The 24,049-nt window shown below is 61.2% G+C and carries 23 protein-coding genes and 1 pseudogene; 13 read left to right on the forward strand and 11 right to left on the reverse strand.

From position 1 onward, the window contains the following. Positions 1-206: 206 nt before the first annotated feature. Positions 207-872: a hypothetical protein gene (locus A0257_13060; protein AMR27926.1), complete on the forward strand. Its 666-nt coding sequence runs from the start codon at positions 207-209 to the stop codon at positions 870-872. A gap of 4 nt (positions 873-876) precedes the next feature. Here A0257_13060 and A0257_13065 read toward each other — a convergent pair whose 3' ends face one another. Then, positions 877-2,421, reverse strand: coding sequence for a hypothetical protein (locus A0257_13065; GenBank protein AMR27927.1), 1,545 nt, complete (start codon positions 2,419-2,421; stop codon positions 877-879). 45 nt (positions 2,422-2,466) lie between these two features. On the opposite strand from A0257_13065, the gene A0257_13070 reads away from it, so the two are divergent. The 3 genes from A0257_13070 (at position 2,467) to A0257_13080 (ending at position 4,652) form a co-directional block, all read left to right on the forward strand. After that, complete coding sequence (locus A0257_13070; GenBank protein AMR27928.1) at positions 2,467-3,006, forward strand: alpha/beta hydrolase; 540 nt, start codon at positions 2,467-2,469, stop codon at positions 3,004-3,006. Positions 3,007-3,072: 66 nt separating this feature from the next. Then, on the forward strand, positions 3,073-3,531 hold the full coding sequence (locus A0257_13075) for a peptide-methionine (R)-S-oxide reductase (GenBank protein ID AMR27929.1): 459 nt from the start codon (positions 3,073-3,075) through the stop codon (positions 3,529-3,531). 224 nt (positions 3,532-3,755) lie between these two features. Beyond that, positions 3,756-4,652, forward strand: coding sequence for a serine dehydratase (locus A0257_13080; GenBank protein ID AMR27930.1), 897 nt, complete (start codon positions 3,756-3,758; stop codon positions 4,650-4,652). A gap of 45 nt (positions 4,653-4,697) precedes the next feature. Here the strand turns inward: A0257_13080 and A0257_13085 are convergent, their stop codons facing one another. The 8 genes from A0257_13085 to A0257_13120 form a co-directional block, all read right to left on the reverse strand. After that, positions 4,698-5,756: a hypothetical protein gene (locus A0257_13085; protein ID AMR27931.1), complete on the reverse strand. Its 1,059-nt coding sequence runs from the start codon at positions 5,754-5,756 to the stop codon at positions 4,698-4,700. Between the two features lie 27 nt (positions 5,757-5,783). Then, positions 5,784-6,650 (reverse strand): hypothetical protein, encoded by an 867-nt coding sequence (locus A0257_13090; GenBank protein AMR27932.1) that lies wholly within the window; start codon positions 6,648-6,650, stop codon positions 5,784-5,786. 158 nt (positions 6,651-6,808) lie between these two features. Then, on the reverse strand, positions 6,809-7,141 hold the full coding sequence (locus A0257_13095) for a hypothetical protein (GenBank protein ID AMR27933.1): 333 nt from the start codon (positions 7,139-7,141) through the stop codon (positions 6,809-6,811). Beyond that, positions 7,122-7,337 (reverse strand): hypothetical protein, encoded by a 216-nt coding sequence (locus A0257_13100; protein ID AMR27934.1) that lies wholly within the window; start codon positions 7,335-7,337, stop codon positions 7,122-7,124. The genes A0257_13095 and A0257_13100 overlap by 20 nt, the downstream gene beginning before the upstream one ends. Positions 7,338-7,424: 87 nt before the next feature. After that, complete coding sequence (locus A0257_13105) at positions 7,425-8,795, reverse strand: [Fe-S]-binding protein (GenBank protein ID AMR27935.1); 1,371 nt, start codon at positions 8,793-8,795, stop codon at positions 7,425-7,427. A 32-nt stretch (positions 8,796-8,827) separates the two neighbouring features. Then, on the reverse strand, positions 8,828-9,199 hold the full coding sequence (locus A0257_13110) for a GxxExxY protein (protein ID AMR27936.1): 372 nt from the start codon (positions 9,197-9,199) through the stop codon (positions 8,828-8,830). Between the two features lie 42 nt (positions 9,200-9,241). Then, a complete protein-coding gene (locus A0257_13115) occupies positions 9,242-10,981 on the reverse strand; it encodes a peptidase M28 (GenBank protein ID AMR27937.1) in 1,740 nt (579 codons plus the stop codon). Positions 10,982-11,039: 58 nt separating this feature from the next. Next, the gene (locus A0257_13120) at positions 11,040-11,522 is read right to left on the reverse strand and encodes a 2-C-methyl-D-erythritol 2,4-cyclodiphosphate synthase (GenBank protein AMR27938.1); all 483 of its coding nucleotides are present in this window, start codon (positions 11,520-11,522) and stop codon (positions 11,040-11,042) included. A gap of 311 nt (positions 11,523-11,833) precedes the next feature. On the opposite strand from A0257_13120, the gene A0257_13125 reads away from it, so the two are divergent. The 5 genes and pseudogenes from A0257_13125 to A0257_13145 all read left to right on the forward strand — a co-directional run bounded on the left by A0257_13125 (position 11,834) and on the right by A0257_13145 (position 19,281). Beyond that, a complete protein-coding gene (locus A0257_13125) occupies positions 11,834-12,448 on the forward strand; it encodes a TetR family transcriptional regulator (protein AMR27939.1) in 615 nt (204 codons plus the stop codon). Between the two features lie 45 nt (positions 12,449-12,493). Beyond that, a complete protein-coding gene (locus A0257_13130) occupies positions 12,494-14,161 on the forward strand; it encodes a hypothetical protein (protein ID AMR27940.1) in 1,668 nt (555 codons plus the stop codon). 65 nt (positions 14,162-14,226) lie between these two features. Beyond that, entirely contained in the window at positions 14,227-15,360 is a 1,134-nt protein-coding gene (locus tag A0257_13135) for a hypothetical protein (GenBank protein AMR27941.1), read from the forward strand. Between the two features lie 98 nt (positions 15,361-15,458). Further along, positions 15,459-18,910 (forward strand): annotated as a pseudogene (locus A0257_13140) (copper transporter). 113 nt (positions 18,911-19,023) lie between these two features. Next, positions 19,024-19,281, forward strand: coding sequence for an acyl carrier protein (locus A0257_13145; protein AMR27942.1), 258 nt, complete (start codon positions 19,024-19,026; stop codon positions 19,279-19,281). Between the two features lie 199 nt (positions 19,282-19,480). Here A0257_13145 and A0257_13150 read toward each other — a convergent pair whose 3' ends face one another. After that, positions 19,481-20,281 (reverse strand): hypothetical protein, encoded by an 801-nt coding sequence (locus A0257_13150; protein AMR27943.1) that lies wholly within the window; start codon positions 20,279-20,281, stop codon positions 19,481-19,483. Positions 20,282-20,368: 87 nt separating this feature from the next. Next, positions 20,369-21,010 (reverse strand): hypothetical protein, encoded by a 642-nt coding sequence (locus A0257_13155; protein AMR27944.1) that lies wholly within the window; start codon positions 21,008-21,010, stop codon positions 20,369-20,371. Positions 21,011-21,394: 384 nt separating this feature from the next. Between A0257_13155 and A0257_13160 the strand changes: the two genes are divergently transcribed. From A0257_13160 to A0257_13175, 4 genes are all read left to right on the forward strand, one after another. Beyond that, positions 21,395-21,736, forward strand: coding sequence for a hypothetical protein (locus A0257_13160; protein ID AMR29755.1), 342 nt, complete (start codon positions 21,395-21,397; stop codon positions 21,734-21,736). Positions 21,737-21,782: 46 nt separating this feature from the next. Continuing rightward, the gene (locus A0257_13165; protein ID AMR27945.1) at positions 21,783-22,325 is read left to right on the forward strand and encodes a hypothetical protein; all 543 of its coding nucleotides are present in this window, start codon (positions 21,783-21,785) and stop codon (positions 22,323-22,325) included. A gap of 50 nt (positions 22,326-22,375) precedes the next feature. Beyond that, positions 22,376-22,840: a hypothetical protein gene (locus tag A0257_13170; protein AMR27946.1), complete on the forward strand. Its 465-nt coding sequence runs from the start codon at positions 22,376-22,378 to the stop codon at positions 22,838-22,840. 389 nt (positions 22,841-23,229) lie between these two features. Then, positions 23,230-23,766, forward strand: a complete 537-nt coding sequence (locus A0257_13175) for a hypothetical protein (GenBank protein AMR27947.1) — start codon at positions 23,230-23,232, stop codon at positions 23,764-23,766. Positions 23,767-24,049: the final 283 nt, after the last annotated feature.

A 24,049-nucleotide genomic window follows, 5' to 3' on the forward strand; every position in this document is an offset into this window, starting at 1 on the left:
TCAGCACCCTTTTGCGAACACTTTTTGAGTCATAAATAGCTGTATTCAAACTAATTTCTTCGTCACGCACGCCCACTTTTCCGGCCCGCGGCGACTACTTCCGCGGTGCCCTACCCCCGGCGCGGTCGCAATGCATTGGAGCATTTGCAACCATCGGAGAACCGGGCCGCTCTTTCTGTTAATCTTCCTTCTATTTTGATAAACAAATGAAGCTTCTTATTCCTCTCGCGCTCGGGGCGCTGGCTATTCCCCTGCTCGGCCACGCCCAGGCGGGGTCGTCCGTGCGGTTTGGCCTCAAGGCCGGGGCCACCCTCTCCACCATCACGGGCCCCGGCACCAGCGACTACCCCGTTTCGCCCCTGGTAGGGGGGGTAGGCGGGGTGTTTGCCACGGTGCCGCTGGGCACCGCGCAGCGCTGGTTTTTCCAGCCCGAGCTGCTCTATAGCCAGCAGGGCTACCGGTTCAATCACTCCGCTACTGATTACAAGTCTTCCCTCCGCTCCGACTTTATTAAGCTGCCGCTGCTGCTGGGCTTCACGCACGGCGGCTTTTTTGCGGTGGTAGGGCCGCAGGTGGGCTACCTGGTGCACGCGCGCAATGTGTTTCGCTTTCATGATTATTCCAACACCACCGGGTTCTCGCCGGATATTACCGAAAACGTGAATACCGACCTGCGCTTCTACCAGCGCTGGGAGTTTTCGGCAGTGGCGGCCGTAGGCTACCGCTGGCACTGCGGCGCGGGCATCGAGCTGCGCTACGCCGACACCCTTTTCAACCAGTCGCACGACAATTTATATAGCACCTACGGCTACCGCGATGCCTACAGCCTGAGCGGGCAGGTGCAGGCCAGCTACCTACTGCCCTGGCACTAGGCGGCTAGCGCGTGAGGGCCTGCAAAGCCGGGCCGAGGTACGTTACCAGGTCTTCGGCTATCATGCCGGCTTCGCCGGTGTGGGCCACGGCGAGGTCGCCGGCGTGGCCGTGGGCCAGCACGGCGAGGCGGGCGGCGGTGAGGGCGTCGAGGCGCTGGTCGGCGCGCAGGGCCAGCGTGAGGCCGGTGAGCACGTCGCCGCTGCCGCCGGTGCCCATGCCAGGGTTGCCGGTGGTGTTGAAATACACCTGGCCATCGGGCGCGGCCACGGCCGTGTAGGCGCCTTTCAGAATGACCACGCACTGGTGCTTTCGCACGAATTCACGCAGCAAATCGAGGCGGTGGTAGTCGTCCTGGGTCTTCTCGGTGAGGCGCGCAAACTCGCCGATGTGGGGCGTGAGCACGGTGCCGGGGGGTAGCAAATCGAGCAGCTCGCGGTGCGCCCCGAGCAGGTTGAGCGCGTCGGCATCGATGACGAGCGGCACGGTAGCCGTGCGCAGAATCTTCTCCAGCACGGTGCGGCTGGCATCTTCCTGGCCCAGGCCGGGGCCGATGCCAATGGCCTGGTAATCTTTTATTTCTGGTAATTCGCTGATGAAGTCAGCCTGGGGGTCGGGCAGGCACATGGCCTCGGGCCGGGTGGTCTGGATGATGTCGTAGCCGCAGCCGGGCACGGCCACCGTCAGCAGCCCTACCCCCCCGCGCAGGCACGAGCCCGCCGCCAACACGGCCGCACCCACTTTGCCCCGGCTGCCGGCCAGCAGCAGCGCGTGGCCAAAGGTATTTTTGTAAGCAAACTTGCCGCGCTTGGGCAGCGTCACATCGGGCGCGGGCGCGGCCAGCGCGGCGTCGAAGCCGCCTACCCCCGGCATGCGGGTGAGGTGCCAGGGCGTATCGGCTTGCGCAATAAAATCGGGGCTCAGGCCAATATCCACCACGTGCCACTCGCCCACGAACTCCGCATTTTGCGGCAGCAGAAACGCCAGCTTGGGCAGCCCGAAGCTGATGGTGTGCGCGGCCCGCACCACGGGTGCGGCCGGGTCGGGCTGCGGCGCGTCGGCCAGCAGACCGCTGGGCAAATCCACGGCCACCACGCGGGCCTGGCTGTCGTTCAGGTGCTTGACCACGGCGGCGGCCACGCCAGCGAGCGGGCGGCTGAGGCCGGTGCCAAACAGCGCATCCACGACCAGCGTGCCGGGCTGGATGGGGGGTAGGGCTTCGGCGCTCAGCTCGATGATGGGGATGACTTTGGGCAGCACGTGGTGGTTGTACTCGTAGTCGTCGGAGTATTTCGGGGCGGGCAGCAGGCCCAGGCGCACGGCGTAGCCGGCCCCGTGGAGCAGGCGGGCTAGGGCCAGGCCGTCGCCACCGTTGTTGCCGGGGCCGCACAGCAACAGGATTTTGCCGGCCTCGGCGGGGGTGAAGTGCTGGGAGAGCCAGCCGGCCAGGGCAATGGCCGCGCGCTCCATCAGGGCCGTGGAGGTGGTGCGCTGCTCGCGGATGGTGGCCTGGTCGAGTTCCCGGATTTGGGCGGCGGAGAGGAGTTTCATAAGCAGAATTTTACGCAAAACAGCCTCGGCAGGCTACTTTTAGCGATGCAAAGAACAACACGCTTTTTTATCGTGCCGGGCCTGGGCAGTTCGGGGCCGGCGCATTGGCAGACGTACTTCGAGCGGGAAAACCCGGCTTTCACCCGCATTCAGCAGCGCGAATGGGACGCCCCGGACCGCACCGAATGGGTAGCTACCCTGGAGCAGGCGCTGGCCGGCGAGGACCTGGCCAACGTGGTGCTCGTGGCCCACAGCCTGGGCTGCGCCACGGTGGCGCATTGGGCGGCCGCGCATGGGCACCGCATCAAGGGCGCGCTGCTGGTGGCACCCAGCGACGTAGATACGGCGCGCTACGCCACCTTTCCTACCACCGGCTTTGGGCCGATGCCGTTGCAGCGGCTGCCTTTTCCGAGCATCGTGGTGGCCAGCACCACCGACGAGTGGGCGAGCCTGGCGCGCACCCGGCAGTTTGCCGAGGCCTGGGGCAGTGAGCTGGTGAACATTGGCCCGGCCGGCCACATCAACGCCGCCAGCGGCTTCGGTGACTGGCCGGCGGGGTTGGCGCTGGCTGAAAAATGGGCCTGACCACCGGAAATGAACCCTGCGCTACCGCATACGTTTTACCCTTAACACACCCTAGCACGTAATTTTATGCAAACCTGGAACGACGTTATCCGCCTGGCCAACCACGCCCCTACCCCCCCCCGCCGCGTCGAAAAGACCCCGGCCGAATGGAAAGCCCAGCTCACCCCCGAGCAGTACCACGTAACCCGCGAGCACGGCACCGAGCGCGCCTTCACCGGCGAATATTGCGAAGCCCACGAGGCCGGCCTCTACGCCTGCGTGTGCTGCGGCACGCCGCTCTACGACTCGCGCACCAAGTTTGAGAGCGGCACCGGCTGGCCCAGCTTCACGCAGCCCGTGGAGGAAGATGCCATCAAATACAAAAAAGACACCAGCTACGGCATGACCCGCGTGGAGGTGCTTTGCAACGTGTGTGACGCGCACCAGGGCCACGCGTTTCCCGACGGCCCGGCGCCCAGCGGCCTGCGTCTGTGCATCAATTCGGCCAGCATCAAGCTGGTAACGACCAAGGAGCCAGCCGCGTAGCAAGCGCACTTTTTAATTAAGAACGTCCTGCTGAAAGAACGTCATGCTGAGCTTGTCGAAGCATCTCGCTCGCGTCGTTGGAGTACTAGTTCAACGATGCGAGCGAGATGCTTCGGCAGGCTCAGCATGACGTTCTGCGTTTAACGAACCAGCCATTCTTTTTTATCTTTCATCTCGTTTATCTTTCATCCCGCTAACCTTTTCCTACCCCCTCCCACCCCGTCATGTCGCTCTTATTCACTGATTTTGCCTCGTGGCAGGCGCACTGCGCGGCTACCGGCGAGCCGCTTTACCAGCCCGTGCTGGCCTACGAGATTGAGCAGAAGGGCGCTACCGAGGAGGCCATTTGGCCTACTTTGCAACGGGCCTACGACGTGATGCGCGAGGCCGTGCACGAGGGCCAGACCGGCAACATGACTTCGCGCTCGGGCATGATAAATAACGGGGCCAAGAAAATTGCCGCTTCGCCCATCACGGTGCTTTCGCCAGAATTTAAGCAGTTGATAATAAGCGCATTGGGAGCCAAAGAAGTGAACTCGTGCATGGGCCGCGTGGTGGCCGCGCCCACGGCCGGCGCGTCGGGCATTTTGCCGGGCGTGCTCACCACCATCCAGCGCATTCATGGGCTGACCGACCACAAGATTTTAGAAGGCCTGCTGGTGGCGGCCGGCATCGCGCTCATTATTGAGCAAAATGCCTCGCTGGCCGGGGCCGTGGGCGGCTGCCAGGCCGAAACCGGCTCGGCGGCCGCGATGGGCGCGGGTGCCATCGTGTATTGCCTGGGGGGTAGCGTGGACGAAACGTTCGCCGCCGTGGCCATCACCATCCAGTGCATGCTGGGGCTGGTGTGCGACCCGGTGGCGGGCCTCGTGGAGGTGCCCTGCGTGGTGCGCAACGCCTCGGCGGCGGCCATCGCGTTTTCGTCGGCGCAGATTGCCATCGCGGGCGTTGACCCGGTTATTCCCGTTGACCAATGCGTGGCCGCCCTCGGCGAAGTGGGCCAGAGCATGGAAACCCGCTACAAGGAAACCGCTCTCGGCGGCCTGGCCAACACGAAGAGGGGTAGGGAAATTGAGAAGCTGGTGCTGGTGCAGGACGTGAACATTCTGCCCGACGAGTAGGCCGGTAGTAGCGCGAACTTTCCGGTTCGCGCTACTCAATTCGCGCTACTCCAGCGTAGGCGGCGTCATCAGCAGCGCGCCCAGAAACTTGAGGGATGGCTCGTAGCGCATCCGGCGCTCCTGGTAGTGTTGCCAGGCGGCTTCTTCGCTGGTGCGTAGGGGTAGGCCGGCCGTGCGCAGGGCCTGCCAGGCATCGGCAAATTCGGCGCGGCCGGGGGTAGTGGCGGCCATTTCTTCGGGCGTGCGCAGCTCGGCGGGCGCGGTGCCCGACTTGCGGTCGAAGAAGCGATGCACCCGATTCAGAGCCAGCACGCCGGCCGCGAACGTGAGCTCGACCTGCCGCGAGCGGGGCACGTCGAGGGCCGAAAACAGCAGGTTGGCTGCGTCTAGGATGAGGCCGGCGGCCAGCACCCACGAGCGGCCTGCCTGCGGCGAGCGAAAAAAGGCCAGCACCGGCAGCGAGGTATGGCTTTCGTCAATCTCGACCAGCCACTGCTCCCAGTGCAGCCACTGGGCGTCGTCGTTCAAAAAATCCTGGTCGTGCCCCAGCCACAGCACCAGGCCCGCCGCCGAGGCGGGCACGCCGGCCCGCAATTCCAGCTGGGCCACTACGACTTCGCGGCGCGAAAATGCTTGGTAAATGGTGGGCAGATACGAGATAAGCAGCGTGAGCAGCAACAGTCCCAGCGTGGCTTCGGAGTAGCTGAACACGTTGACCAAGAAGCCGTTTTGCTTGGCCGTACCCAATGTAAGTAGCGAGCTGCCGCTCAGCTCATAGCTCTTGGTGAAGTCGGCTACGCCCAGCGACCAGTAGATGCCCGTGTAGCCCAGGCCTACCAGCGCTAGCCAGCCAATGGGCAGCGCCACCAGCCCCACTGGCGCGTAGTGCGCCAGAATGCGGTCGCGCCGGGCATAGTTGCGCGCATGGCGCGCCGCGAAGTTGAACAGGGCCCGCAACCCGCCAAACACGAAGACATTGAGCCGCACCGACTCATTGCGCGGCAGCACAAACGAGCGAATAGCCGCCGACACGGTAGTAATAATCAGCACGCCGCCCGCCAGCCCGGCCAGCCCGCGCAGTCCTTGTTCAAAAAATAAAAACATGGGCCGTTGTACGGACCAATGCCGCGCTTAGCTGCTACCCGCCAGCGAATAGCGCAGGCGCTGGCGGCGCGCGGCCAGGCTGGCGGCGTAGGCATCCTGCATGGCGGGCGTCAGAAAGGAGCGGCGCAGCAGCTTGTCGGTAGCGTCTTCGTGGCCGGCCATGTCGGCCAGCACCCGGCGCACACGGCTGGGCGGCAGCCCTATGCGCCGGCCAAATTCCAGGAAGTCATCGCAGGCTAGAAAGGCATTGGCCACAAAGCTGGGCGTCTCATAATCGTCGGCAAACAGGTCGAGGGCCAGGCCGTTGCCATCGTTCACGTGCAGGCTGGTGTTGAGCAGGTCGTAGCCGGGCGTGAGGCCGTATTCGCCATCGGGCTGGCGGTAGAGCGAGAAGTTTTTGAGGTGCGCGTCGCCGTTGCTGACCAGGTAGTTGAAGAGGATGAGACGAAAAAAAAGAGTTAATTCTGCGACGTAATTAGTTGGCAAATGCTGGCGAATAAGATGAGCCATTTGCTCGTGGCTGAAATCGTACTTATAATTATCGCCGTGCTCCTGCTCAGTGCGCCCACCTAGCTGCGCAAAGTCTTCCTGGGCCAGCCGCAGGCCATCGGGCTGCACATCGAAGCGCCGAGTGAGGTAGGCCGGGCTACCATCGGCAAAGTGCATTACTGCGCAAGCAGCAGTAGGCAGCTTAAATACCTGCCGGGCCAGCTGCATGGTAAAATGCTCATTAGCTGGCAATTCCTTCACATCGCGAAAGGGGCTGGGCGGCACTGGTTTCAAAATATATTGGCCGCCCCGCGCCGTTAGGGCTAAGTGCGGTGCATCCGGTTCCCTCACCAGCCGGAGCGAAAATTTTTCCTGCACCCCTGATACCGAAATCTGGCGCGTCAACTCACGTAGCTGCTGCTGTTCTTCATAAGTCGCCTTAGCGGGCGGGGTAAAAGACAATTCTGCCAGTATCGCGGACCCGTCGAAAAGCTCTTGGCAGCAAGCAGCACAGAAATCTATTTCTGCCTTCTTAAGGCGGCGCAGGCAGCCGGCACAGGTGTTCATAAATCAGGTAAAATCTCGCGTATCGTAACTGCCCCTATGGTTTCGGTATGCGCCGTGCGGAGCAGCCGCGTAAAGTGGTCACGCTCATCAATTTTCAATTCCCGACATTGAATTTGCTTGGCTATCCCTTCAGCCAGCAAGCCGTAGAAAAAACTGAACAGAACGGGCGACACAAATGCCTCGGGGCGCTTGGGTAGCGTGAGGCTGATAGGGGGTAGGCCGGCCTGCAAGTACGCCTCGTGGTAGCGAAAAGAATATTGCGCGCCCGTGCGCCGCAATATGCCCGCCAACCGGCCATTAAACAGTACCTCAGCGGCTTGCGGTTTCATTAGCTTTAGGCGTGAGCGTGAGCGTCAGATTCAGCACCGCCGCGATTTTCTCCAGTTGGCGCAAGCCGGGGTTGGCGCGGCCGGCTTCCAGCTCACGTAGTAAGCGCACTGAAACTCCACTCAACTCCGCTACTTCCTGCTGAGTCAGGTCAAGATGAAATCTTTGCTCACGCAACACCTGAAAAACATCCGGCATTATTTTGCCTTAAATAGTAATTGATTGGGCTAATTTATGAATCAATTCACAAATTAGGCAAAATACTTCCGGTTTTTAAATCAAATTTTAGTGGCTGGCACGCCACAATTCCCGAAACGACTTCTCAGCCACTTGCAGGCTTTCGCGGCGCTTGCGCCAGCCGGCCTGGTCGAGCAGGTAGCCGAGGCTGAAATCTTTGAGGCGGCCGGGCAGCACGTCGAGGGCCCAGCGGTGGCGCATGCTCCAGCGCCACAGGCTGATGGCCAGCTTCTCCATCGGCGCGTTGTAGCCCTCGGCCACGCTTTGCTGGCGGTTGAGCAGCAAGAGGTTGTGCAGGTTGATGCGCACCGGGCACACGCTGGTGCAGGCCCCGCACAGGCTGCTGGCAAAGCTCAGGTGCTGGTGTTCTTTGAGGCCGCTCAGGTGCGGGCTGATGACCGAGCCGATGGGGCCGGAATAGGTGGTTTCGTAGGTGTGGCCGCCGATGTTTTTATACACCGGGCACACGTTGAGGCAGGCCCCGCAGCGAATGCAACGCAGCGCCTCGCGGCGGTCGGGCTTAGCGAGTAGGTTGGTACGGCCATTGTCGAGCAGAATAACGACCATCTCCTCCGGCCCGTCGGGTTCGCCAGGCTGGCGCGGGCCGAAGTACACGGTGTTATAAACCGTGACTTGCTGGCCGGTGCCGCTGGTGCTGAGCAGCGGCCAAAACAGGTCGAGGTCGGTGAGCTGCGGGATGATTTTTTCGATGCCCACCACCGCAATGTGCAGGCCGGGAAAGGTGGCCGAGAGGCGGGCGTTGCCTTCGTTTTCGGTCACCGCTACCCCCCCTTCTTTGGCCAATAAGAAGTTACCGCCCGTGATGCCGACTTCGGCCGCCGTGTACTTGTCGCGCAGCAGGTGGCGGGCGGTGAGCACGAGCTGCTGGGCGTCGTCGGTGTGCGCGATGCCGAGGTGCTTGACGAAGATATCGGCGATGTCGGCCTTGCTCAGGTGCATGGCGGGCGTCACGATGTGGTAGGGCCGCTCGCCGTTGAGCTGCACGATGTACTCGCCCAGGTCCGTTTCGACCGACTCGATGCCCCTACCCTTCAGATAGTGGTTGACGTGGATTTCCTCGGTGGTCATGCTCTTGGCCTTCACCACGGTGTGCGCCCCGCGCGCCTCGGTGAAGCGGCCGATTTCGGCCAGGGCTTCCTGGGCGTCGTTGGCCCACACCACCCTACCCCCCCTGGCAGTGAAGGCGGCCTCGAACTGGAGCAGGTACTCATCGAGCTTTTCGAGCACCTGGGCCTTGCGGTAGGCGGCGCGGGCGCGGGCCAGCTCGTGGTCCTGGTAGTGGAGCAGGCCGGCGCTCACGGCCGCATCGTACTTGCCGATGTTGAAGCGGATTTTGCGGCGGTGCTCGAGGTCGAAGGCCTTTTTATCCGCGTCTTTGAGAAATTGTTCGGACTTCATTTTCGCACGGAGTTCACGGAGTTACATAGAGTTTAGTTTACGAGGCGCACAATTTGGTCGCGCAGAGATATCGTATTGAAGTTGAGTAACAAGCCAGCTGGCAGCCCGGTTAGTTTTAAGTAGTTTAGGAGTTGTTTGGAATGAATGGGGGCTAATGCCTGCACAGATTTTAATTCCAGAATCACTCGCTCATTCACAATTATATCGGCTCTAAAAGAGAGCCCCAAATCAACTCCTTCATACAGCACCGGAATAGTTACTTCAGTAGCTACCAGCAATCCTCTCTTATTCAACTCATAGGCCAAGGCCGCAGCATAAACAGACTCCAGTAAGCCCGGACCCAGCACAGTATGCACCCGAAAAGCTGCCGATAAGATACTCTCCGTTAGCTTATTTAATTCCATAAAAACTCTGTGTAACTCCGTGAACTCTGTGCGAAAACTCCCCTACTGCTTATTCGAATCCACCACCGGCCGGGCATCCCGATTCGCCAAATCCCAGGCCAGGAAGAATACCAGCCGCGCCCGCGCCTCCAGCTTGTTGAACTCGATTTTGGAAATCTCGTCGCTGGCCTGGTGGTAATCGGGATGCACGCCGTTGAAAAAGAACGCCACCGGAATGCCCTTTTTGGCGAAGTTGTAGTGGTCCGAGCGGTAGTAAAACCGGTTGGGGTCGGCGGGGTCGTTGAAGCGGAAGTCGAGGTCGATGTTGCCGTGGGCGCGGTTGGCCTCCTGTAAGGCTGCGTGCAGCTGCGACGATAATTTGTCGCTGCCAATCACGTACACGTAGTCGGGCTTGCCGGCGTGCGCCGCGTCGGTGCGGCCAATCATGTCGATGTTGAGGTCCGTGACGGTGTTGGCCAGCGGAAACACCGGGTGGTCGGTGTAATACTCGGAGCCCAGCAGGCCCTTTTCCTCGCCCGTGTTGGCCAAAAACAGAATGCTGCGGCGCGGCGCGTGCCCGCTGCGGGAAGCCTTGGCGAAGGCCTGCGCAATGCTGAGCATGCCCACCGTGCCCGAGCCGTCGTCGTCGGCCCCGTTATACACCTCGCCGCCAATGATGCCGAGATGGTCGTAGTGCGCCGACACGACCAGAATCTCGTCTTTTAAATCGGTGCCCGGCAAGAAGCCCAGCACGTTTTCGGTAGTCACGATGCTGCGCTGCTGCGGCGCGCTGAGGCTGAACTTGACGGGCCGAAACTTGCTGGCCACCGGCTTTTGCGCGGCGGCCGTAGCAGTGGCGTATTGCTGCACGGCGGCTTCACTGGCACCCAACAGCTTGAGGCCCAGCGCCGGCGACAGGAAAAAAGCCGGTGCCCTACCCCCCGGCTGGTCGGCAAAGGCAATGGTGGGCTGCATCACGCGCGGGGCGAGGCGGGCCGTAGTTTTCTCAAATTTATCAGCCGTTTCCTGGCTCACGAAGAAAATGCTGCGCGCACCTTTTTGGGCGGCCAGCGCGGCCTTGGCCCGGAAATCGACGCTCCACTTGGTGGGGCTGCCGTCGGGGCTGAGCACCGACTTGCCGTCGGCCGTGCGGGGCTCGCCGAGCAGCACAATGATGTCTTTCCCGGTCACGTCGCGCCCGGCGTAGTCAGAATACACGCCCTGCTCAATGCCGTAGCCCAGGAAAATGGGCTGCACCGCCGTGGCCTGTTCGAAGGGCGAGCGGCCAAAGGCGTAAAAATCCTTGAGCCACTCGTAGGCCTTGCCGCCCGCCGTGAGCGTGCCGCCCGGCTGCCAGGCGCTGCGCTCCAGGCCGAAGGTCTGGAGGTAGGGATTGGCCGGGTTGGCCGTCACGGGTGCTACCAGGCTGTCGGCGGCAAACTGCTTGCTGATGTAGGCAGCCGCCATTTTCTGGCCTTTGGTGCCGGTTTCGCGGCCTTCGTACTCATCCGAAGCCAGCACCGAAAGGTCGCGCCGCAGGTGTTCCTGCGTGATGTAGCGGTCGGCGTAGGGCACGGCGTAGTCGGTGGGTGGTGCCGGCACCGGGCCATGCGGCCGGATGCCCACGTCTTTTGGGTCGGTCAGCGGGTAGGGCACGGGCACGGAGCCGTGCGGCGCGATGCCGTCCGGGTATTGCCCCACGGGCTGGGCTTTCGTCTTGACTTTAACCTTCACCTTGTCGGTTTGGGCCAGCGCGGCGCCGGGCAGGGCCAGGGCAGCTAGTACTAACAGCGTGTACTTCATAAGAATCTAGGGTAGGCTTCAGCCTGCCAGGAATGAGAAATATGCGGCAAGCTAAAGCTTACCCTACGCGGTGGATGAGCACCGTAGCATAGGCCGCTACCCCCTCCTGCCGGCCCACGAAGCCCAGCTTTTCGGTGGTGGTGGCCTTGATGGAAATAGCATCTTCGCCTACCCCCATCACCTGGGCCAACGCCGTGCGCATGGCCGGGATGTGCGGGTTCACCTTGGGCTTTTCGAGGCAGATGGTCGAGTCGATATTGCCCAGCTCGTAGCCCTGTTCGCGCAGCAGGCGCATGGTGTGGGCCAACAGTTTTTTGCTGTCGATGCCCTTGTATTGCGGGTCGGTGTCGGGGAAGTGGAAGCCAATGTCGCGCAGGTTGGCGGCACCCAGCAGCGCATCGCAAAGGACGTGGATGAGCACGTCGGCATCGGAGTGGCCGAGCGCGCCGTGGGTGTGCGGCACCTCAATGCCGCCGAGCCAGAAGGGTAGGCCGGGCTGCAATTGGTGAACGTCGTAGCCGAAGCCAACGCGGATTTTCATACGGATTGAGTAAATGCGGAGATGGCCGCAAAGGTATTGCCTGCGCTCACGCATTAGTGGCCATCTCAGATAAGCCAAAAATATTAGCAATTATCTCTTGGATGTTATTGCCAATTTAATTAGCTTTGTGCGCGTAAGCAACTCAGCCCCAGCCGCCAGCCGCTGCACGTATTTTTTTTAGCCGCGCTTAAAGTAAACGCGGCCTGAACCCGTCACGGTAACCGCAGCCCAGCCGATTGGAAAAAGGCAAAAGAAACTTTGGAAACTTTGGAATCACCAGAAGTTTCCGTCGTATCTTTGCCGGGCCAATCATGGAAAATAAAGACCGCATCATTACCCGCGCCGCCGCACTCTTCCTGCGCAACGGCATCAAGAGCGTGAGCATGGACGACGTGGCCGCCGACCTGGGCATGTCAAAGAAAACCCTTTACAAAACCTTCACCAACAAGGACGAAATAGTGCTGGGCGTGATGACTAACCACCTCTGCCAGGCGCAGGGCGAATGCGCCCGGTTCGCGAGCAGCGCGGGCGACGCGGTGCAGGAGATGCTGACTATTTCGGCCTGGGCCGACCAGCAGTTCAGCAACATCCACCCCAGCATTTTCCACGACTTGCGCAAGTACTACCCCTCGGCCTGGGCCCTGTTTTCGGCCCACAAAACCACGTTCATTCTTGACCAGATAACCCGCAACCTGCGCCGGGGCATCGCCGAAGGCCTCTTTCGGCCCGACCTCGACGTGGAGGTGCTGGCCCGCCTCAACCTGGCTCAGATTGAGCTGGCCTTCGACCCCGACCTGTACCCACCCGCCCAGTTTGCGCCCGTGCGGGTGAACAAGGTGTTTGACGAACATTTTCTACTCGGCGTTGCCACGCTCAAAGGGCACCGGCTTTTCAATAAGTATCAACACATTACGGAGGAAGAATAGGCTGTTTAGCAGGCCTTTTTAGTAGCATTCTTCTTTTAAAAAACCATGAAAAACCTTACTCTGGGGGCTTTGCTGGCCGCTGCGGCGCTGGCGCTCGGGCCGGGCACCCCGGCCCTGGCCCAAGTCCCGGCGGCCCTGCACGCCCAGCCCATTAGCGGCCCGATGGCCCTGAGCCTCACGCAGGCCGTGCATTATGCCGTGCAGAACAAGTCGAGCCTGCTGGCCACGCGGCTGGCCGAGCAAACGGCCGCGGCTAAAGTGGGCGAGGTAAAGGCCCAAGGCCTGCCGCAACTCAACCTGGGAGCCAACGTGGCCGACAACTTCAAGCTGCAAAAGAGCCTGGTGAACTTTGGAAGCTTTGCCGGGCCGCTACTCAATGGTACTACCCTCACGCCGGCCGACATTGCCAGTGCCCAGGCCGGGCAAAACGTGACGCTGACACCGGCCTACGGCGCGGCACCCGTTACGGCCCCTACCCCCGTGGCCTTCGGCCTGCAATACGCGGGCAACACCTCGGCCTCGCTCACGCAGCAGCTTTTCAATGGCGGTTATCTCATTGGTTTGAAGGCAGCTAAGGTATATACTGACCTGGCCAAGAAGCAGACGCAGCAGGCCGAGATTGACGTGGTGGAGCAGGTGAGCAAGGCCTATTACAGCACCCTGGTGGCCCGCTCGCGGCTGGCGCTGCTGGCCCGCAACGTGCAGCGCCTCGACACAGTGCTCTACCAAACCAACCAGACCTTCAAAGCAGGCTTCGCCGAGAAGCTCGACGTGGACCGCCTGCGCGTGCAGCGCAACAACTTGGTGGTGGAGCAGCAGAAAGCCCAGCGCCTCACCGAGCTGAGCGTGGCGCTGCTCAAGTTTCAGATGGGCCTGCCCCAGGCGCAGCCCATTCAGCTGACTGATTCGCTGGGCGCGGCTGTGGTGGATGCCGCCGCGCTGCGCCAGCGCCTGGGCGTGGCTAGCTTCAACACCGGCGGGGGCGTGGACGGGGCCAGCCCGCTGCCCGCCCAGCCCGCCGCTACTCCCGCCGACAACAACGCGCCGCCTACCCCCGGCCTCAACACTGGCCAGCCGATTCAGGCCCAGGCGCTGTTTAATTACAACAACCGCATCGAGTTTTCGACCCTGCAAACCCAGCAGGCGCTAGCCGGGCTGGATTTGCGCAACCGCCTCGCCGGGGCCTACCCCTCCCTCAACTTTACGGCCGCCTACGGCTTCAGCGGCTCGGGACTCACGGCGAAGGACTTTCTGGCGTTTCGCGGACCTAACTCCACCAACTCGGCGGGGCAGATTAATCAGAACTGGTTTGGCTTTGGCAACGTGGGTCTGGCCCTGAACATTCCGGTGTTTGATGGCTTTCGGCGCAAGTACCAGGTGCAACAGGCCCGCATTGCGCAGCAAACGCTGGAGCGCGGCTTCGAGACGCTGCGCCAAAGCATTGACCTACAGGACGCGCAGAGCCGCACCACGCTCATCAACGCCCTCGACGTGCTCGACAACCAGAAGGCTAACCTCGACCTGGCCGCCGACGTGGCCCGCGTCACGCGCATCAAGTTCAACGCGGGGGTAGGCTCCAACATCGAAGTCATCACGGCCGAAACCTCGCTGCGTGAGTCGCAAACCAACTACTACGCCGCCATCTACGATGTGCTGGTGGCCAAGGTTGACCGCGACAAGGCCACTGGCGAGCTGTACACGCAGTCCAAATAACTTACCTAAGCTCTTAGCTGACAAGTAGTAACTGTTGGCTTTTTCCTGAAAAGACTTTCTTTTATATGACGCGCACTCTCACAAAAGCTATCAGCTTTCCGCTACTGGCTATCAGCTTATTTTCCTGCGGCGGCACGAAAGACCCCAACGCCGAGCTGGCCAAGCTCAAGGCTGACCAGGCCGCTACCCAGGCCAAAATCACGGACCTCGAAGCCAAAACCGGGGCCGACAAAACGGCGGCCGCCAACGCCGCCGTGCCCGTGTCGGTGCTGAAGGTGGCCCCCCAGAACTTTAACGGTTACCTCGAAGTGCAGGGCCGCGTCGATTTTGACCAGAACGCGACCGTGAGCGCCCGCGCCGCCGGCACGCTTACCAGCATGCGGGTGCAGCGCGGCGACCACGTGCGCAAAGGCCAGGTGCTGGCCACCGTAGATGCCAGCATCCTGGATGCCAGCATTGCCGAGCTGCGCACGCGCCTGGACCTGGCCCGCATCGTGTATGAAAAGCAGGCCGGCCTCTGGAAGCAGCAGATTGGCACCGAAATTCAGTATCTGCAAGCTAAGAATGCTTACGAAGGCTTGCAGCGCAATCTCGTGACCCTCAATCAGCAGCGGGCTTTGTATAATGTAGTGGCGCCCTACGCGGGGGTAGTCGATAACGTGCTGCCTAAGCTGGGCGAAACCGTGGCACCCGGCGCGCCGGTGGTGCAGCTCAACAGCGGCAAGGGCGGCAAAATTCTGGCCGACGTGTCGGAAGCCTACGCGGGCAGCATCAAGGCCGGCGACAAGGCTCTGGTGACGCTGCCCGACCTGAGCAATGAGGAAATCCCGAGCACCGTGCGCACCGTGAGCCGCACCATTTCGGCCACCAGCCGCACGTTTACCGTGGAGCTGCGCCTGCCCGACAACCCGGCCGCCCGGCTGCGCCCCAACATGGTGGCCACCGTGCGCATCCAGAACTATGGCAAGCAGAACGCGACCGTGCTGCCCGTGGATTTGATTCAGCACGACGAGCAAAACGCCTACGTGCTGGTAGTGGGCCAGGCCGGCGGCAAGCCCGTGGCTGAGAAGCGCGTCATCAAAACCGGCCAGACCTACGCCGGCAAGCAGGAAGTTACCAGCGGGCTGAAAGACGGCGATGAAGTTATCTCGGCCGGCTACCAAACGCTTAACGCCGGACAACTAGTAAAAGTCAGCTAGTAGCGCCAGGCTCCGCTTCGCGGCGCGCCGGTACGACTTGTTCCACAGACTCGCGAGGCCAGGCCTCGCGCTACTACTCTACTATAAAGCTTACCCTTATGCAAGACGTTGAGAAGGAATTTGGGCCCACCAGCTGGTCCATTGACAACAAAACCAGCATTTACGTCATCGTCTTCATTCTGACGCTGATAGGCTTGTTTGCCTACGTGAAGCTGGGCAAGGAGAAATTTCCGGACATCGTGATTCCGCGCATTATCGTGGCCACAGTGTATCCGGGCACTTCGCCCACCGACATCGAGAACCTGGTGACGCGCCACCTCGAAAAGGAGATTAAGGGCGTGAACGGGGTGAAGAAAATCAACTCGACCTCCAACCAGGACTACTGCATCGTGGACGTGGAGTTTAACTCCGGCGTGAACGTGCAGTACGCCAAGCAGCTCATCAAAGACGCCGTGGACAAGGCGCGCTCGGAGCTGCCCAACGACCTGCCTACCCCCCCACGGTGAACGAAGTCAACATCTCGGAGCAGCCGATTATGTTCGTCAACCTGAGTGGCAACCTGCCCGCCGCGCAGCTCAAAAAGCTCGCCGACGACTTCCAGGACAAGATTGAGGCGCTGCCCGAAATCACCCGCGTGGATATTGTGGGCGCCCTGGAACAGCAGGTGAACGTGGACGTGGACCTCTACAAGCTGCAAGCCTCGCAGCTCAGCTTCGCCGATATCGAGGGAGCCATTGCCCGCGAAAACGTGACCGTATCGGGCGGCAGCATCGACGTGGGCGCGCAAAAGCGGGCCGTGCGGGTGGCGGGCCAGTACGTGAACGCCGCCGACATCGCCGACATTCAGCTCAAGAACCTGCGTGGCGCGCCGGTGCGGCTGGGCGACATTGCCACCGTCACCGACGGCTTCAAGGACCGCGAGAGCTACGCCAGCCTCGACGGCCAGCCCGCCGTGACGCTGAACGTGGTGAAGCGCCAGGGCGAAAACCTGCTCGACGCCTCCGATAAAATTCATAAGCTGGTAGAAGAGGCGCGGGTTAGCTCCAGCACCCCGCAAGGCCTGAAAATCACCATCACCGGCGACACTTCCAACGATACCCGCAACACGCTTACCGACCTGATTAACACCATTATCATCGGCTTTTTGCTGGTCACGCTGATTCTGATGTTCTTCATGGGCACCACCAACGCGCTGTTCGTGGGCTTGTCGGTGCCGCTCTCCATGTTTCTGGCGTTTATTGTGCTGCCCATTATCGGCTTTTCGCTCAACATCGTGGTGCTCTTCGCCTTTTTGCTGGCGCTGGGCATCGTGGTGGACGACGCCATCGTGGTTATCGAAAACACCCACCGCCTGCTGCACGAGCACCCGGAACTGGGCACCGCCCGAGCCGCCAAATACGCGGCCGGCGAGGTGTTCGTGCCGGTGTTGGCCGGCACGCTCACGACGGTCGCGCCGTTCGTGCCGCTCATGTTCTGGCCGGGCCTCATCGGCTCGTTCATGTTCTACCTGCCGGTCACGCTCATCATCACGCTGGGCGCGTCGCTGCTGGTGGCCTTTATCATGAATCCGGTGTTCGCGGTGAGCTTCATGCAGCGCGACGAGCACCTCGACCGGGCTCCCAAGCCGGTGCTCACGCGGGGCTTTTTGCTGGCAATGGGCGGACTGCTGCTGATTGCGCTGGTGGGCTACGTGGCCGGTTCGAAGTTTCTGGGCAACCTGATGATAACCCTCATCGTGCTTTGCTTCCTGGATAAGTACGTATTCGTCTTTATGATTGCCGGCTTCCAGCGCAGCGTGCTGCCGCGCCTGCAAAACGGCTACGCCCGCCTGATTGAGCTGGCCGTGGGCGGCCGGGTGTGGCGGCAGCTCGCCATTGTGGGCGGCGTGCTGGTGCTGGGCGTGCTCAGCATCGTGGCCGTGGGCGCACGCAAGCCCAAAGTCGATTTCTTTCCCAAGGGCGACCCCAAGTTTATCTACACCTACCTGCAGATGCCAGTAGGCACCCGCGTGGAAGTGACGGATTCCGTCACCCGCATTCTCGAAAATCGGGTGTATAAGATTATTGGCCGCCACAACCACGACGTGGAATCGGTGATTACCAACGTGGCCATTGGGGCTGGCGACCCGCAGGTGGCTACCGGCGCGGGCACCTCGCAGTCGAACCTGGGCAAGGTAGCCGTGGCCTTCAAGGAGCTGTCGGACCGCACAGGCCCGGCCACGCACATCTACATGGATAAAATCCGGGAAGTCGTGAAGGGCATTCCGGGCGCGTCGGTGACGGTGGACCAGGAAAGCAGCGGGCCGCCCCAGGCCAAGCCCATCGCCATTGAGGTGAGCGGCGACGATTACCCCAAGCTGGCCGCGCTCTCCAAAAAAGTGAAGCGCTACGTGGACTCGCTCAAGATTGGCGGCATCGAGGAGCTGCGCTCTGACCTGGAAGACCGCAACCCCGAAATTGGGGTGGTTATCAACCGCACCCGCGCCAACCGCGAGGGCATCAGCACCGGCCAGATTGGGCAGGAAGTGCGCACGGCCATCTACGGCTTTGAGGCCAGCAAATTCAAAACCCCGGATGACGAGTATCCCATTCAGGTGCGCTACGCCAAGCCCTACCGCGACAACGTGAACGCCATCGTGAACGCGCCCCTCACGTTTCGCGACATCACTAATGGCGCCATCCGGCAGGTGCCGCTTTCGGCCGTGGCCGACGTGACGTACGGCTCTACCTACGGCGGCATCAAGCGCAAGGACACCCATCGGCTCATCACCATCTCATCGAACGTGCTGAACGGCTACGGCCAGAACGACGTGATTGCCAGCGTCGAACGGGCGCTCAAATCCTTCCCTACCCCCCCCGGCTACACCCTGCGCATGGGCGGCGCGCAGGAAGACCAGAAGGAAACCAGCAACTTCCTCGGCGTGGCGGCCTTCGCGGCGCTCGGTCTCATCTTTATCATCCTCGTTACGCAGTTCAACTCGGTGAGCAAGCCGCTCATCATCCTCTCCGAAATCATCTTCTCGATTATTGGGGTGATGCTGGGCCTGGCCATCACGGGGCAGAACATCAGCATCGTGATGACGGGGGTAGGCGTGATTGCGCTGGCTGGCATCGTGGTGAAAAACGGTATTCTGCTGGTCGAATTCACCGACATGCTGCGCGCCCAGGGCATGAACCTGCACGACGCCCTCGTGACGGCCGGCCGCACCCGCCTCAACCCGGTTATCCTCACGGCCACGGCCGCCACGCTGGGCCTCATTCCGCTGGCCGTGGGCCTGAACATCGACTTCTACGAACTCTTCAACTCGGGCCACCCGCACTTTTTCCTGGGCGGCGAATCGGTGGTGTTCTGGGGCCCGCTGGCCTGGACGATAATTTTCGGGTTGACGTTTGCAACCCTTATCACCCTGTTGGTAGTCCCGGTCATGTATCTCCTCAATGAGAAGCTGCAAGCCAAAATCACCGGCCGCGACTACAATTCGCCCAGCGAAGAGGCGCACGCCGTGACGGAGGAAGAATTAGAAGCTGCTACCCCCGCCGTCTTGGTCTAGCCCCGCGGTGCATTCGTCGGTTTCTTGCGGCCATTGGGCTAGCAGCCGCAAGAAACCGACAAGGTGCCACGTTCTTCGCACCCAATCTACCCACGCTCTTTTTTGCAAATCGTATGTTTACCGCCATCTCTACTAACGCTCCCGCCAGGGCAATTGAGCAGCAAGTGCTGCGCATTATCAGCAAGCGCAAGGCCATCAAGGCCGTGCGCCTGCGCCGCACCGCCAGCCTCAGCCGCGACCTGCGCTTCGATACCGTTGACCTGGTTGATATTATCCTGGAGCTGGAGCGCAACTTCCACATCACCGTGCCCGACGAAGTGCCCTTCTACACCGTTGGCGACTTCGTGCGCTACGTCACGGCCCACGCCTAAATCACGGATTACGCGGATTTTAGACGGATTTCACGGATTTTGTGGACGATTAAATCCTGCCAACTTGCAAATAAGAAAGGCTGCTCTTCAGAGCAGCCTTTCTTATTTCTGTGAATTTCGTGTCTAACTTGAAAAGGTGGCGGAAGAGAATCGTCCACGAAATCCGTGAAAATCCGCTAAAATCCGCGTAATCCGTGATTTAGTGGATGTTGCCGCCGGTAGTGGTCGGGCCATTGTTGGGGTGGCGCGAGCCCTCGGTGGTGTTGCCGGGCACGTCGCCGCGATAGCTTGTGTCGCGGCCCCTGTCGGCACCAGCCTCGTGCACGGGGCGGGTGGTGGAGCTGCTGGGCGAGCCCAGGCCGGCGTCGGTGGCCGACTGGCCGGTGCCGCTCGGGGCGAGGGGTAGGGCGGTGGTGCCGGCGCTCTTGGCCGACTGGTTAGTAGTGCTGGCCGAGCGGGTCTGCCACAGCTCATCATCCGCCACCACGGTAGCGGCCCTGGTCGTTTCCCATTCGTGAAATTTATCCAGCTCGTGCTTGATGGATGTCGAAAACCATGCCACCAGGGCCATGTCATCGAGCAAGCCCACGACCGGGATAAAGTCGGGAATCAGGTCAATCGGCGACAAAAAATACATTAGCACCGCCACAGCCGCCACCACCGTTGAGGTCGGCACGCCCGTGTATTCGCCCGAAGCACTGAGCTTGATGAGGCGAAACAGGCTTTGCATGGTTTCCCAGGCCTCGTGGGCCAGCGCCCCGATTTCCTTCTTTTCGCGGGCCTTGTTGAAAGCATTCAGCAGCAAGGTTTTGAGGCGGTGAGGCTGCTTGATATAGCCTTCGGCTGAGGCCAGAAATTTCTTAAAAAGGGCCGAGGCCGCGATGTCGCGGCCAGAATGGGCAGAGGTTTTAGTAGTAGCCATGCGGAAAAAGGGGCGAAAATAGCGCGGCGCGGCCGCAAATGTTTGGTAGTAGCCGTTTACTGCATTCACGGCCCGCAAGTTATGCCGGCGCAAAAAAAGGCTCCCGACGCGAACGCCAGGAGCCGCACTAAACGCTTGGCTAGCAAGCCACCACGATACCAAAAGCTACTCGGGCCGGGCACTGGCCGCCGCCGATAGCAGCTCGGCCGCTTCGGTGGGGGTAGCGTCGGGCGAGAGCGGCTCGGCACCCGCCACGCGGCCCGCCGCGTAAAAATTATGCTGGTAGTAGGCCTGGTGCAGCGAGCTCACCATCACGCCGCCGTTGCAGGCCGCGTGGGCAAACTTGCCGTCCTTCAAATAGATACCTACGTGGTAGATAGCGCCCTTGCCGTGGCGGAAGAACACCAGGTCGCCGGCCTTCATATCCGTCTTGGCCACGCGCTGCACGGTCGAGAACATCGAGCGCGAGCTGCGCTTGAGCGTGATGCCGTACACTTTCTTGAACACCTGCGACACGAAGCCCGAGCAGTCGGTGCCGCGGCGCGAATTGGCACCGTAGCTGTAGGGCGTGCCCAGCCAGTTGGTAATGGTTTGGAGCAGGCTCTGGTTTTCGGTGTGGGCCAGGCGCACGCCCAGCGTCTGGGCGTAGTAGCCGTAAGCCAGCGAGTCGCGCGAGGCCGTTATGGTAGCCGGCTCATCGCCGACGGTGGGGGGGGTAGGGGCCTTGGGACCCAGCAGGCCCGCCAGCAAAGATGCCTCGGCGAGGGCCGGGGCCGAAGCGCCAACCGAAGCCGGGGCATCGGGCATTTTATCAAAGCAAAAGGAAAGCGCCAGGGAAGCAGCGGCGAGGCAAGATAGCAGGATGTTCTTCATTGTCCGTCGTTGGGAGGAGCACCGGCAGCGCCCTAAAGCTGGCCGCCGGGTAGCAAAAAAAGGGGTAATCTATTGCGCTAGGCAGGACTGCGTGAGCAGCGGGGATTAAGAGTAAATGAAGGCTGTCAACTACCTTTTCGACTAAAATGCAGGGGAGTAGTGACTGGCCAAAGCTAAGCAGTAAATTTTCAAACTCCTAGTCTTTTTCTTAGAAAAAACATGTACTTCTTAGAATAGTACCGAATAATGGGCGAAAACAACCAAACTATGTTGCAACCATTGGCAAAGAGCCCGCGTAGCAAGCCCGAATTATACACCATGACATCACCCAAGACTTTCGTTAATTCCCCGCTCGCGCGAGTGGCCCGGTTGGTGCTGGGCGGCAACGCCCGCGTGGCGATGGTGCTGGGCCAGACCGTGCACCTGAGCGGCGCTACCCGCGCCGAGTTTCTGGCCGACCCCGAGTGGGTGGCGCACGAAGAAGTGCATCTGCGCCAGGTGCGCGACCTGGGCCTACCCCGCTTTTTGTGGCAATACCTCGTCGAGTCGGCGCGGGTGGGCTACTACCAGAATCGGTTTGAGGTGGAGGCCCGCGAGGGTGCCCGGCTGGCGATGGCAGTCCTGGCCCAGAGCAAGGAAACTGGCGCGCGGCGCGTTTAGCCGGGCGGCGGGGCCGTATCTTCCCACGGTCCCTACCCCCCTTGCTATGCGCTACGGCCGCCGCTTGCTCACTTTTCTGACGTTGCTGCTGGTTGCTTCTGCCTTCGCGGTGCGGCCCAGCAGCTGGGCCATCAGCCCCGGCTACACCATTCATTTTAGCGGCGGCAAGGCCGAAGGCACGTTTTCGGGCCTCGCGGGCACCGTCAATTTTGACTCCGCCGACCCGGCCCAGGCCGTGCTGGACGTGCGCGTGGAGGCCGCTACCATCAGCACGGGCAACCAGCTGAAGGACAAGCACGCCCGCGGCGACAGCTGGTTCGACGTGCAGAAATATCCCACCATCCGCTTCGCATCGTCGGCCATTGCCCGGCGCGGCGACGCCTACGTGGCCAATGGCCGTCTCACGCTGCACGGCGTGACGCGGCTGGTCGTTATCCCGTTTCACTTCGCGCCAGGGGCGGCCGGCCAGGGCGTGTTCACCGGGCAGTTTACCGTCAATCGCCACGATTACGGCATCGAGGGCAACTTCCTGGGTTTCAGCGTGGGCGACGAGTTCGCGGTGGAGCTGCGGGTGCCGGTGGCGCGGTGAGGAAAGCCCATTCTTTACTAACCATGATGAGATTGCCGCCGACAGAAGACATGCTTGCCAAAGTGCGGAAGTTTGAACGCAACGCGGTTTTGGTAACCTCCGCCGACGAAGTTAGGGATGAAATGGGTGTGCCGGAAGCGTGGGTGGACATGCTGCGCCGGCAGAGTGCCGGAGACAAAAGCTGGACCGAGCTGTGGAAGCCCTTCCAGCACCTGCTGCCGGAGGTGGATGATTTCTTGCAGCATAAAGTGCCCGGCATCTGCCTGCTACTGAAAGAGCAGCAGCCGCCCTCACTGCTTTACGTCTACAGTCGGGGAAAAGACCTTTACTTTTTTCGGGGCTGGCCGCCGCTTGGTGACCGGGTGCCCAAGGGCAAAGAGGAGATTTGGGCCTGCCTGCTGCCGGGCTTGCAGCAGTTCTACCGCAAACTGCACGACGGCTGGACGCAACTTTCTTCCGACGCGATGGGGCCGCTACCGGTCAAGGATATCGGGTATTTGTCGGACCAAGACTAGGAGCTTGAGCCGGACGAGGAGGCCCAGCTGCCATTCCGGTTGAGCGATGTGGTCACGGTGTTCGGCAATGGCGGTGGAGACCTTCTGGGCCTGGATATCACACACGGGGTGCGGGCCTCCGAGAGCCACGCGCTTGCCTGGTGGCATGAAGAGCCGCTGGCACCGATGCTAAACATGAACTTCTGAGGACTGATGGGTGCCTGGATTGGCGGCCAGGTGGAAGAGGTAGACCTTGCCCCGTAAAGCAGTTTGCCCTGCGGAAACAGGGTTTGCTTGAAATGATAAGCAATTCCAAGCACTACCGAAGAAGTTTCTGACGCCAACGCAGGTTTTGCGTACTACCTTCAATTCATCAAAACAAGTTTCAGGCAATACCAGAAGAATAGCTGATGGCAACACGTTATACTACCGCCGAGGTTGTTGAGGCCGTGAACAAGCACCCCGAGCGGTGGCAGAAAGTCACGCGCGAGTCTGCCCTCTCGCTGCCGGTGCCGCTGGGCAGTCCTGGCCAGGAACAGCTTACGTTCTTTTGGTACATTGCCGGCGGGCCTGCCAACAAACGAATCGCCGGGGCACCAACATTCCGGGTCACCGCCAGCCTGAACCAGCTCGACGACATTACGTTCCTGCCAATCCAGCCGGACGACACGCGCTTAGGGGCCGCGCCCGCCACACCGCTCGGCGATTCGCGGATAGGCGGCCTGGTGCCAGCTGGTACGATGCAAACGTTTAGGTCCGATTTGTTTACGACGCTGGATTCTGTATTGGACCTGGCCCTCGCCGCCGGGCCAGTGCCGGACGCGGACAAAGCGGCTGTCGCGCACCTGAATGAACTGTACCACCAGCTGTCAGTACTTGTTCTGTTACCTGCCTACCGCGCGTTGAACCCCTCTTTTTTCGCCTGGCTGGAACAAAGCGCAACCTGACTAAATAATTATGTATTTCAGCGTCAGCCCGTTGCTTAGCAACTGCTTGCCGCCTACGCCCTACCCCAATCAACCGACCGGGGTAGGGCTTTTCACAGCTGCGCCAGCCGGCCGCCGTCCACGGTCAGGGTGGAGCCGTTGATGAAGGTGGCTTCGTCGGAAGCCAGAAAGCAGATGGCGGCGGCCAGCTCGTCGGGCGTACCGATTTGGCCGGTAAGGACTTCGGTGCCGTTTGCCACGTTGGGTTAGAGCGCTTGTAAAATATATTTGTGCGGTAGTGAAT

It is taken from the genome of Hymenobacter psoromatis (assembly GCA_001596155.1).
In the GTDB taxonomy this organism is placed as follows: domain Bacteria; phylum Bacteroidota; class Bacteroidia; order Cytophagales; family Hymenobacteraceae; genus Hymenobacter.